The sequence below is a fragment of the Bifidobacterium sp. 2450 genome (assembly GCF_041900695.1).
Classification (GTDB): Bacteria; Actinomycetota; Actinomycetes; order Actinomycetales; family Bifidobacteriaceae; genus Bifidobacterium; species Bifidobacterium longum.
The window spans coordinates 1-12,141 of sequence record NZ_JBHEEA010000027.1 but is presented as its reverse complement, the minus strand read 5'-3'; the positions used below and the strand labels follow the sequence as shown (position 1 = coordinate 12,141).

Annotated in this window: 11 protein-coding genes; all 11 read left to right on the top strand. The window is 58.2% G+C overall.

The window, feature by feature from the left end:
• The first annotated feature begins 114 nt into the window (after nt 1–114).
• On the top strand, nt 115–1,299 hold the full coding sequence (locus tag ACEUKI_RS10510) for an IS256 family transposase (RefSeq protein ID WP_131218582.1): 1,185 nt from the start codon (nt 115–117) through the stop codon (nt 1,297–1,299).
• A gap of 199 nt (nt 1,300–1,498) precedes the next feature.
• Nucleotides 1,499–2,410, top strand: a complete 912-nt coding sequence (locus ACEUKI_RS10505) for an ABC transporter permease (RefSeq protein ID WP_374156866.1) — start codon at nt 1,499–1,501, stop codon at nt 2,408–2,410.
• Between the two features lie 20 nt (nt 2,411–2,430).
• A complete protein-coding gene (locus ACEUKI_RS10500) occupies nt 2,431–3,435 on the top strand; it encodes an ABC transporter permease (RefSeq protein WP_374156864.1) in 1,005 nt (334 codons plus the stop codon).
• 22 nt (nt 3,436–3,457) lie between these two features.
• The gene (locus tag ACEUKI_RS10495) at nt 3,458–5,467 is read left to right on the top strand and encodes an ABC transporter ATP-binding protein (protein ID WP_115770239.1); all 2,010 of its coding nucleotides are present in this window, start codon (nt 3,458–3,460) and stop codon (nt 5,465–5,467) included.
• 107 nt (nt 5,468–5,574) lie between these two features.
• Entirely contained in the window at nt 5,575–6,435 is an 861-nt protein-coding gene (locus ACEUKI_RS10490; protein ID WP_080784630.1) for an exodeoxyribonuclease III, read from the top strand.
• Nucleotides 6,436–6,502: 67 nt separating this feature from the next.
• Entirely contained in the window at nt 6,503–7,357 is an 855-nt protein-coding gene (locus ACEUKI_RS10485) for a DUF3710 domain-containing protein (RefSeq protein ID WP_080784632.1), read from the top strand.
• A 15-nt stretch (nt 7,358–7,372) separates the two neighbouring features.
• Entirely contained in the window at nt 7,373–8,131 is a 759-nt protein-coding gene (locus ACEUKI_RS10480) for a DUF3159 domain-containing protein (protein ID WP_115770240.1), read from the top strand.
• Nucleotides 8,121–9,398: a class I SAM-dependent RNA methyltransferase gene (locus ACEUKI_RS10475; RefSeq protein ID WP_374156865.1), complete on the top strand. Its 1,278-nt coding sequence runs from the start codon at nt 8,121–8,123 to the stop codon at nt 9,396–9,398. The genes ACEUKI_RS10480 and ACEUKI_RS10475 overlap by 11 nt, the downstream gene beginning before the upstream one ends.
• Before the next feature lie 168 nt (nt 9,399–9,566).
• Nucleotides 9,567–9,740, top strand: coding sequence for a hypothetical protein (locus tag ACEUKI_RS10470; protein ID WP_374156863.1), 174 nt, complete (start codon nt 9,567–9,569; stop codon nt 9,738–9,740).
• 5 nt (nt 9,741–9,745) lie between these two features.
• Nucleotides 9,746–10,657: a hypothetical protein gene (locus tag ACEUKI_RS10465; protein WP_374156862.1), complete on the top strand. Its 912-nt coding sequence runs from the start codon at nt 9,746–9,748 to the stop codon at nt 10,655–10,657.
• Between the two features lie 245 nt (nt 10,658–10,902).
• Nucleotides 10,903–12,087, top strand: coding sequence for an IS256 family transposase (locus ACEUKI_RS10460; RefSeq protein WP_131218582.1), 1,185 nt, complete (start codon nt 10,903–10,905; stop codon nt 12,085–12,087).
• Nucleotides 12,088–12,141: the final 54 nt, after the last annotated feature.

Below are 12,141 nucleotides of genomic sequence, written 5' to 3'. Positions count from 1 at the left end.
GAGATTTTGCGCACTTTGGTTTGGGCTTGAGATAGGGGCATGGCCCGTGTCCTGTGTACGATTTTCAGTCGCCAGACATTAGAAAACCGCGATTGGAAACGAGGGCACGAAGCCATGTCACAGCAGATTCTACAGGTCGACCAGGCCATGTTGGAAACCACCCTGGACCGGATGGTCCGCAAAAGCGTCGAGGAGACCCTGAACGCGATGCTCGACGCCGAGGCCGACGAGATCACCGGCGCCGCGCGCTACGAGCGCAGCGGGGACCGCAAGGCGTACCGGGCCGGCCACTACGAGCGCGACCTGACCGTCAAGGCCGGCAAAATGAGCCTGAAAGTGCCGAAACTCAAGGGCGCGGTGTTCGAGTCGGCCGTGATCGAACGATACCGTCGGCGTGAGGAGAGCGTCGAGGAGGCCTTGATCGACATGTACCTGGCCGGCGTCTCCACCCGCCAGGTCGATGATGTCAGCCGGCTCCTGTGGGGCGACCGCATGCCCTCGCAGACCCTGAGCGACAAGCTCAAGCGCGTCTATGCGGATATCGACGCATGGCGGGGCAGGCCCCTCGAACAGGATTACCCGTACCTGTTCATGGACGGCGTGTGGCACAAAAGGTGCTGGGGCGGGTCCGTGGAGAACGTGAGCATCCTGGTGGCCATCGGCGTCGGCATGGACGGGCGGCGCGAGGTGCTTTCGGTGGCCGAGGGCATGAAGGAGGACGCGGAAAGCTGGCGCGAATTCATCAAAGGCATGCTCGCACGAGGCCTCAAGGGCGTGAGACTGGTGACGGGAGATCGGTGCGCGGGGCTGGTCGCCGCCGCGGGCGAGCTGCTGCCCGATGCCCGCTACCAGCGGTGCATGGTGCATTTCGAGCGCAACATACTCGCCAGGGTCAACCCCGGGAACCGCGACTGGGCGGCCGACGCACTGAAGGCCGTGTTCTCCATGGAATCACGCGACAAGGCGTTGGAGAAGGCCGAATCCGTCGCCCGGGACATGGAATCCAGGAAACTCAAGGAGGCCGCCAAATGCCTGCGCGAGGGCATCGGCGAGACCACGACCTACCTGCTCGACGACTACCCGCGCGAGCATAGGCGTCGGATCCGCACCAACAACATGATCGAACGGCTCAACCGCGAGATCAGGCGCAGGACCCGCGTGGTCGGCTCGTTCCCCGACGGACGCAGCGCGTTGATGCTCGTCTGCGCGAGGGTCCGCTACGTGACATCCGACGAGTGGTCGACGCGCCGCTACCTCGACATGTCAAGGCTCGGTGAGACCGTACCAGCAGCGAACTGATCACCGCCACAGGGACGGGCGAAGACCAAAGTGCGCAAGAGTTCGGGCACTACCGCATTGCCCAATCTCAAACCTTGCGTTAACGCAAATTTACATATCACAGTCCGGGCATGCGGTAAAATGTCGGAGTATTTATCGACCGGCGTGGGCGTACTATGCCCTTTCTGGCCGGTCTAGGAAATAAGGAGCTAAGTATCTTCTGCGACGCATTCTGCAGATGATCCCCGTGGTTCTCGGTACGACACTTCTGGTCTATGCCCTTGTCTTCGCCCTGCCGGGCGACCCCGTCAAGGCCATGTTCGGAGACAAGCCCATCAATGAGGCCGTCGCAGCCCAGATCCGCGCAGAATACCATCTCGACCAGCCGTTCATCGTTCAGTACTTTATCTACCTGAAGAATGCACTGACCCTGAACTTCGGCGATACCTTCGCCGGGCAGCCTGTTCTCGACGAAATCGCCCGCGCCTTCCCGGTCACCATCCGGCTCGGCCTGATGGCGTTCGTGTTCGAAGCGATCTTCGGCGTGGTCTTCGGCATCATCTCGGGCCTCAAGAAGGGCAAGTGGTACGACACTGTCATCCTGATCGTCTCCCTGCTGCTTATTTCTGTGCCGACCTTCGTCACCGGCTTCGTCATGCAATATGTCTTTGGTATTCAGTGGGCGATATTGCCGGTGACGGCAGGCGCAGACCCGGGCTTCATCGACCTGCTCATGCCGGCCATGGTGCTCGGATCGGTGTCGATGGCCTACATCATTCGATTGACTCGCTCCGAAATCTCCTCCAACATCGCCGAGGATTACGTGCGCACCGCACGTGCCAAAGGTATGTCGAACGGTCAGGTCATGCTGCGCCACGTGTTGCGCAACTCCCTGATTCCGGTCGTCACCTACCTTGGTCAGGACATCGGCGCCCTGATGGGTGGTGCCATGATCACCGAACAGATCTTCAACATCCACGGCATCGGCTTCCTCACCTACCAGTCCATTCTGAAGGGCGAGGCTAACCTGGTGGTGTCCATCGTCACGTTGCTCATGCTGATCTTCGTGGTGTGCAATCTCGTCGTCGACCTGCTGTACGCGGCCCTCGATCCGCGTATCCGTTACGCGTGAGCCGGGAGGAGTGAGCGATAATGGCAAACGAAACCACTGAGAACGAACTCAACGAGACCGGCGAACCGGGAACCGAATACTTCATGGAAACCCTGCCTGGTCAAGGCCGCTACGTGGCTCCCATCGAGGAGACCCCGCTGCAGGACGTCGATTCCGTCGACGAATCCGCTCCGGCCACCAGCATGTGGGCCGACGCATGGCGAACCCTGCGCCGCAACCCGCTGTTCATCATTTCTGGTCTGCTGATCATCTTCATCATCGTCGTGGCCATCGCACCGGGCCTGTTCACCAAGCAAGACCCGAACGCTTGCGATTTGGGCAACTCCCTGAGCCCCGCCTCCGCCGGTCACCCCCTCGGCTTCGACCTGCAAGGCTGCGATGTGTACACCCGTGTGGTCTACGGCACCCGTACCTCACTGTCCGTCGGCGTGCTCTCCACGCTGCTGGTCGTGATCGTCGGTACCCTGATCGGTGCCGTCGCCGGCTTCTTCGGCGGCTGGATTGACGCAGTGCTGAGCCGTATCACCGACATCTTCTTCGCGCTGCCTATGCTGCTTGGCGCCATCGTGGTGCTTCAGATGTTCAAGACCTCCAAGTCCATCTGGAAGATCGTGCTGGTGCTGACGCTCTTCGGCTGGGTCGGTGTATGCCGTATCGCCCGAAGCGCCGTGCTGGAATCGAAGAACCTCGAATTCAACACCGCTTCCACGGCCCTCGGCTCCACGCCTGCCAGAAACCTGTTCCGTCACATCCTGCCAAACTCCTTGGCCCCGATCATCGTGATCGCCACCACTTCGCTGGCCTCCTACATCGTGGCCGAAGCCACGCTGAGCTTCCTGGGCGTGGGCCTGCCCACCACCACGGTGAGTTGGGGCGGCGACATCTCCAGCGCACAGACCAACCTGCAGACCGATCCGCTGGTGCTGTTCTACCCATCCGCCGCACTGGCCATCACCGTGCTTGCGTTCATCATGATGGGCGACGCCGTCAAGGACGCCCTCGATCCGAAGAGCCGTACGGCCTGAGCGAGGGGAGTGGAGAAACATTATGACTGACAACACCAACGCCAAGATGCTGGCCATGCAGAAAGAGCACGGTCCGCTGCTCGAGGTCAAGAATCTGGCCATCGACTTCACCACCGACACCGGCAAGCCGGTGCACGCGGTGCGCGACGCCAACTTCACCGTCTACCCTGGCCAGTGGGTGGCCATCGTGGGCGAGTCCGGTTCCGGCAAGTCCACCTCCGCCATGGCCGTGCTGGGCCTGCTGCCCGGCACCGGTCACGTGGTCAACGGCTCCATCAAGCTCAGCGGCGAGGAAATCGCCGGCGCCAAGCAGAGCGAGTTCGACAAGCTGCGCGGCACCAAGATGGGCCTCGTGCCCCAGGACCCGATGAGCAACCTCAACCCGGTGTGGCGTATCGGCACCCAGGTCAAGGAGGCTCTGAAGGCCAACAACATGGACGTGGCCCACGAGAAGCGCTCCGCCCTCGCCAAGGCTCTGGCCGGCGACGAGGTCGAAGTCAAGGGCAACGACGACGAGACCTTCCTCGGCGCCAAGGAACTGCCCGAGCTAATGGCCGAGGCCAAGAAGGCTTTGACCGAAGCCGGCGTGTCCGGCGAGGCCTTCGACAAGGCCGTCGCCCGCTTCACCAACGAATGGGTTCCGGGCTCCGAAACCCGTTGGCGCGTGGCCGACGACCTCATCAAGGCCGGCGTGGCCGACGACCAGGCCTGGTATCTGGCTAAGAAGTACGTCACCGGCTCCACAATGGATGACCGTATCGCGGGTCTGCTGTCCGAGGCCGGTCTGCCCGACGCCGCTACCCGTGCCCGTCAGTTCCCGCACGAGTTCTCCGGCGGTATGCGCCAACGTGCGCTCATCGCCATCGGCTTGGCCTGCCGCCCTGACCTGCTAATCGCCGACGAGCCGACCTCCGCCCTCGACGTGACCGTGCAGAAGCGCATCCTCGATCACCTGCACATGCTCACCGACTCGTTGGGCACCGCCGTGCTGTTCATCACCCACGATCTGGGCCTCGCTGCCGAGCGCGCCCAGCACATTGTCGTGATGTACAAGGGTCAGGTCGTCGAATCCGGTCCGTCCCTCGAGGTGCTGCAGCACCCGCAGCACCCGTACACCAAGCGACTCGTGGCCGCCGCCCCGTCGCTGGCCTCCCGGCGCATCATCTCCGCCAAGGAGCGCGGTGAGAGCGCGGACACCCTGCTTGACCACCACATCGCCGGCGAAAGCACGCTTGAGAAGAGCGAGCACATCATCACCGTCGACCACCTGACCAAGGAATTCAAGCTGCCCCGCAAGAAAGAGATGTTCAAGGCCGTCGACGACGTGTCCTTCTCCGTCAAGCGTGGCACCACACTGGCCATTGTGGGCGAATCCGGTTCCGGCAAGTCCACCGTGGCGAACATGGTGCTTCACCTGCTGAAGCCCACTTCCGGCAAAGTGTTCTATGAAGGTCGCGACACCTCCACGTTCAAGGCCAAGGATCTGCTCGGTTTCCGCCGCCACGTGCAGCCGGTGTTCCAGAACCCCTACGGTTCGCTCGACCCGATGTACTCCATCTTCCGTTCCATCGAGGAGCCGCTGCGCATCCACAAGATCGGCGACAAGAAGTGGCGTGCCAACCGTGTCAAGGAACTGCTGGACATGGTCGAAATGCCGACTTCCGTAATGGGTCGTTACCCGAACGAGCTTTCCGGCGGCCAGCGCCAGCGTATCGCCATCGCACGAGCCATGGCTCTGGATCCGGACGTCATCGTGTGCGATGAGGCCGTCTCCGCTCTGGACGTGCTGGTGCAGGACCAGGTGCTGCGCCTGCTCAACGACCTGCAGGCCGAAAAGGGCCTGAGCTACCTGTTCATCACCCACGATCTGGCCGTGGTTCGCCAGATCGCCGACGAGGTCGTGGTGATGCAGCATGGCAAGCTCGTGGAGCACGCCACCACCGACGAGGTCTTCGAACACCCGCAGAAGCAGTACACCCGAGACCTGCTCGACGCCATCCCCGGCGGCAAACTCCAGCTCGGTTTGGACTGATAGGACATTCTAAATTAGCTCCTTCTGATGAGGGAGCTAATTTTCTTTTATACCTCAATGTAATCGTGAGTGCGGTACTGGTAGAGAGGCCAAAATAGTATGGCTGCATGACCATCACCATCACCACATCGAACGTCAACGGCATTCGCGCGGCAAAGCGCAAGGGCATCGAGGACTGGGCCGGCAAACATGCTCCGGATGTCTGGTGTATGCAGGAAGTACGCGCCCCGCAAGAGGATGTCGATTCGATTTTCGGCGAATTCGGTTTCGAGTATGCCACCGCCGGCAAGATCGCCTCACCCTCTGACCTGCATTCGCTGAACGAGGTCTGCCGTGTCAAGGGTCGTGCCGGAGTCGGGCTCCTCACCGATCTTGAGGTGACCGATAAGCGCTATGGACTTCCGGGCTTGGGCGAGGATGTGGATTCCGGCCGTTGGATTGAGACCGATGTCAAGACGCCGCAGGGATACACGATCACCGTGGCCTGCGTGTACGTGCACGCCGGCAACACCGATGATTCGACCAAGATGGAACAGAAGTACCGTTTTCTGGACACGATGCTCACTCGCATGGGCGAGTTGCGCGACGAGGCCGCGCACGGTGGCAAGCAGGCGGTATTGTGCGGTGATTTCAACATCGCGCACACGCCGCTCGACATCAAGAACGCCAAGGCCAACGAAAAGCACGCCGGCTTCCTGCCCGAGGAGCGCGCCTACGTGGACAAGTGGCTGGATGAATATGAGTTTGTGGATGTGATGCGTTCGCTCGCCGGTGATATTCGGGGTCCGTACACGTGGTGGAGCCAGCGCGGGCGCGCTTTCGACAACAATGTCGGCTGGCGCATCGACTACCAGTTCGCCACGCCCGAGCTGGCGGAGACCGCGCGCGGTTTTGTGATCGACAAGGCACCCACATACGAGTTGCGTTGGTCCGACCACGCGCCACTTACCATCACATACGACGTGTGACCCAGCTTTCTCTAAGCCTGAGTGCTAGTGTTAGCAAGGTTGCAACCGTTACATGAAACGAGGAATTATGGGACTGTTCGGATTCGGCAAGAAGAAGAGCAAGAAGGAAGCCGAGCCGGCCGTTGAGCCTGTCGATGAAGACAAGGTGGCTGCCGCAGAAGCGAACGCTGCCGCAAAGGCCGAGAGTGCGGAGACCGTGCTCGCCGAGCCGGCCAGCGAATACCAGGGCCGCGGCGAAGAGCGAGGCCCGTGGGACGTCAACGATGAGGACGTGCCCGATTATGACGATTATCTGGATCTGGGAGCCTACTACCTGCCCTTCCTCCAGGGCATCCAGCTGCGTATCAAGGCCAACCGCGCCACCCAGCAAGTGCTTGGTTCCACCATCACCTTCGGCTCCTCCAGCCTGGAGATCGAAGCCTTTGCCGCACCCAAGACCCTAGGACTGTGGGATGACGTTCGCGGTGACCTGCTTGAAGCCAACAAGGCCGCTTCTGAAGTGGACGGTGTGTTCGGCACCGAACTGAAGCTGCCGGTCAATGTCAAGGGCGGCAAGACCGTGAACACGCGCATCGTTGGTGTGGACGGCCCGCGCTGGATGCTGCGTGGCATCTTCTCCGGCAAGGCTGCTATTGATCCGGACAGCCCGGAGACCGAGGCGCTGAACAAGTTCTTCGCCGGCATCGTCGTCGAGCGTGGCGAGGAGCCTTTGGCGCCGCGCGATCTGATCCCGATGCATCCGCCGGTCGCCCCCGCTGAGCGTAAGGCCGCCAAGGCCGCGGCCGAAGCCGGCGAGGAGAACGGCAAGGAACACTTCAAGGACATTCCGGACAACAAGCCGAAGGGCCCGTTGAGCCAGGACCAGACCACCGAGGTGAAGACCACCTTGGCCCGTGGCCCGATGTTCTCCGAAGTTCGCTGATCTATAGGAAGAGACTTGGCAGACAACAAACGCACCGGTCTATCCGCGCTGGCCGACGCCGGCAATGACGGCGAGGACTTCTCCGCCATCGATGCCATCGGCGGCCCTCGCGGCGTCATCGAATCCATGCTGCCCGGCGTGGTGTTTGTCGTACTGTTCGTGGCCACGAGCAATCTGAATCTCACCATTGCGGTTTCGGCCGTGTTGGCGGTATTGCAGGTTATTGTGCGACTGATTCAGCGCCAGTCGGTAATGGGCGCGGTCTCTGGTCTGGTGGCGGTAGGCATCTGCCTGATTTGGGCATGGCAGACTCATGAGGCCCGCAATTACTACATCTTCGGATTCATTACCAATGCCGGCTATGCCGCGTTGCTTGCCGTGTCGCTGATTGCGCGCGTGCCCGGACTGGGTTTGGTCGTCGAATTCATTCGCAGCCTGCCCACCGAGCATTTCAAGGCATGGTTCCATGACTGGATGGACGACAAGGCCCTGAAACGCGCCTATATGATTGTCACCGGCCTTTGGGTCGGTCTGTTCCTGCTGCGGCTGGTGGTGCAGGTGCCGCTGTATCTGACCAACCATGTGGCTGCACTCGGCGTGACCCGCCTGCTCATGGGCATTCCGTTCTGGGCATTGGCGATTTGGGCGAGTTACCTCATTATTGCCACGCCGATGCACCGGCATAAGGTCGCGGCTAAGAAGACACAGACTGAAGTCGCTGTTGATGCCGGACTCGAACCGAGCGCAACCGGAAAGGACGATGATGCAAGCTGAAGTTCGTATCGAACGATACGCCGACCAAGGCCGCTGTGTGGCTCATATCGACGGTCGTGTGGTGTTCGTCCGCTTCGCCTTGCCCGACGAACTCGTGCGAGTCGAACTTGACGAGCCCCACGACCGGGACGACCGGTTCTGGACCGGCGAAGTCGTCGAGGTTCTCGAGCCGTCTGAAGACCGAGTCACCCCGGTATGGCCACTTGCCGGTCCCTTGGCGATGGGCGGGGGAGTGGGCGGCGCGGATCTCGTGCACGTCTCTTTGCCCGGCCAGCTCAAGTGGAAGGCCATCACCGTCTCCGAACAGATGAGCCGACTCGGCCATATCGACGTGGCCGTTCCCATCGAGCGCATGCCCGGCGACAAGGAAGCCGGCGGCCTCAATTGGCGTACCCGCATCGAAATGATTGCCGACGACAACGGCATGCCATCCATGCGCCGGCGCGGCACACACAACCGCGTGGCCATCGACACCATGCCGCTTGCCACGCGCACGCTGCTGGACGTCGCCAAGCGCGAACACGTGTGGGAAGGCGGCTTTGAACCCGGCTCCCAGATTCGTCTTTCCGTGCCCGAACCGCGCGGCGAGATCGTCGATACCGCGGCAGCAGACGACAATTACGCCGTACTTGTGGACGGCGAACTGCGCGCCGGCTCCCAGCTGCTCACCGAACAGGTGACCATCAACGGCACGACCTTCGACTATCAGGTTGACGCCAACGGTTTCTGGCAAGTGCATCGCCAAGCGCCGATCGTCCTCGGTACGCACGTGATCAATCTGGTCAACGGGCAGCTGCAGTCAGCGGCGGACGCCGTAATCTGGGACCTGTATTCCGGTTCCGGCCTGTTCACCCTGCCGTTGGCCACAATGACCGGTGAACGCACCCGCATGCTCAGCGTTGAAGGCGCGCGTGTGGCCGTCAAGAACGCCCAGCGCAACCTGCGCGCCATGAACCTGAACGACGTGGACGCCCGCGCGGGTGATGTCTCGCGCACGCTGGACCATGTGCCGGCGCATCTGGCCAAGCCGAATGTCGTAGTGCTTGATCCGCCGCGTGCCGGTGCTCGTGCCAAGGTCTGCCGCCAGATTGCCGCGGCCGGCGCATCCAGCGTGGTCTACATCGCCTGTGATCCCACCAGCCTCGCACGCGACACCGCGACACTCATCGGCGAAGGCTACGAGCTCAAAGACATCCGTGCCTTCGACATCTACCCGATGACCCACCATACGGAATGCGTAACACTGCTTGTACGAGCTACGAAGTAGCGAAGTAGAAGCAGATGTACGTCCTATGCAAGGCACGCCCAAGAAAACGAGCAAGGCGAAGTTTGATTGGCTACGTGCTACTGCAAGTTGAAGTCCTAACATTACTCATAAGGATTATACCCACTAAGTAAAAAAAGTATATAAAATAAAGGCTTATGTATCATAGAGATGGACTATGTAATGCATGGATCATATAATTGGACACCAAGAGCTAATAATAATGAAGAAACCTTAGCAGCTGCACTTAATCATGAACTTGTAGCAAAGTTTGCTAAAGAGCTTATGGATTTATATAATGGGATTTTTTTAAACAAAGACAAATCAGAATTTATGGAGGTATAAATATAATGATATTTGATCCTAGAGACTGGGATATTGAGACGGAAGTTGAAACTGGCAATGATGATTTTGTATTTGGCAATTATGTTGAGTGGGATAGATTTAGAGATGAAAATGAGGAAGAATTACTGGATTATTTGGGTGTAGATTTACCGTGGGGTAAAAGTTTAACATTACATGAATATATTGATTTTATTTCACAAGATATATTTCAAAAAACTAATTTGATTCAAGAATATATTGAAGATAAGTTATTGATGGAAAATACCAGTGAATTGTTATATGGCATATCAATAAAATTTATTGAAAGAAATAATGAAGTCTCAGATAATTTAATTTCAAATATTTTTGACTATTATGGAGTACCATCTGGAACGGAATACGAATATGAACTTCCTGAATACTTACGTTATTGGCAAGATGATTTTTCAGATTTTGATTATGATAATTACAAGAAGTATCCAATAAAAGTTGAAAAATATGAACATACAATTAATTGCATATTTAATGATATAGATTCCGCCACAGAACAATTAATAAAAAAGTCATTAGTATTGTCTTCACTAATTATTACAGAGAGTATGTTTAAAAGTGTAATAGTAGAGAAATTTCCTAAAGACAATGAGATTTCTGAGTTTGGAAAAGAAATAATACAAAGTGAAATTAATAATAGTTTACGGGGTAACAATGAAGGTAAAAATAAATTATTTAAGAAACTTTACAAAAAAAATGCACCAAGTCAAAATTGGATAAATTTGAGAAATTCTCTAGCACATGATATTGAAAGTTCCTCAATTATCAAAGATGAAATTAAATACTTAAATCTTAAAACTGATATGGAAGAAAAATATTTGATATCAAGTTTAAAACAAAATTTAATTAAGTTTTGTAAGGATCTAAAAGATATAATTAGTAATTGATAAATTCCAGTTTGTCGAGGTAATACCTTTTAACGATAACCTTATGTTATCATTAAAAAGTATGTGGATATGTTCCCACATACGAAGGCAATTACTTGACATACTTGGTGTTCGCTCATTTGATAACGCCCGAGATTTTGCGCACTTTGGTTTGGGCTTGAGATAGGGGCATGGCCCGTGTCCTGTGTACGATTTTCAGTCGCCAGACATTAGAAAACCGCGATTGGAAACGAGGGCACGAAGCCATGTCACAGCAGATTCTACAGGTCGACCAGGCCATGTTGGAAACCACCCTGGACCGGATGGTCCGCAAAAGCGTCGAGGAGACCCTGAACGCGATGCTCGACGCCGAGGCCGACGAGATCACCGGCGCCGCGCGCTACGAGCGCAGCGGGGACCGCAAGGCGTACCGGGCCGGCCACTACGAGCGCGACCTGACCGTCAAGGCCGGCAAAATGAGCCTGAAAGTGCCGAAACTCAAGGGCGCGGTGTTCGAGTCGGCCGTGATCGAACGATACCGTCGGCGTGAGGAGAGCGTCGAGGAGGCCTTGATCGACATGTACCTGGCCGGCGTCTCCACCCGCCAGGTCGATGATGTCAGCCGGCTCCTGTGGGGCGACCGCATGCCCTCGCAGACCCTGAGCGACAAGCTCAAGCGCGTCTATGCGGATATCGACGCATGGCGGGGCAGGCCCCTCGAACAGGATTACCCGTACCTGTTCATGGACGGCGTGTGGCACAAAAGGTGCTGGGGCGGGTCCGTGGAGAACGTGAGCATCCTGGTGGCCATCGGCGTCGGCATGGACGGGCGGCGCGAGGTGCTTTCGGTGGCCGAGGGCATGAAGGAGGACGCGGAAAGCTGGCGCGAATTCATCAAAGGCATGCTCGCACGAGGCCTCAAGGGCGTGAGACTGGTGACGGGAGATCGGTGCGCGGGGCTGGTCGCCGCCGCGGGCGAGCTGCTGCCCGATGCCCGCTACCAGCGGTGCATGGTGCATTTCGAGCGCAACATACTCGCCAGGGTCAACCCCGGGAACCGCGACTGGGCGGCCGACGCACTGAAGGCCGTGTTCTCCATGGAATCACGCGACAAGGCGTTGGAGAAGGCCGAATCCGTCGCCCGGGACATGGAATCCAGGAAACTCAAGGAGGCCGCCAAATGCCTGCGCGAGGGCATCGGCGAGACCACGACCTACCTGCTCGACGACTACCCGCGCGAGCATAGGCGTCGGATCCGCACCAACAACATGATCGAACGGCTCAACCGCGAGATCAGGCGCAGGACCCGCGTGGTCGGCTCGTTCCCCGACGGACGCAGCGCGTTGATGCTCGTCTGCGCGAGGGTCCGCTACGTGACATCCGACGAGTGGTCGACGCGCCGCTACCTCGACATGTCAAGGCTCGGTGAGACCGTACCAGCAGCGAACTGATCACCGCCACAGGGACGGGCGAAGACCAAAGTGCGCAAGAGTTCGGGCACTACC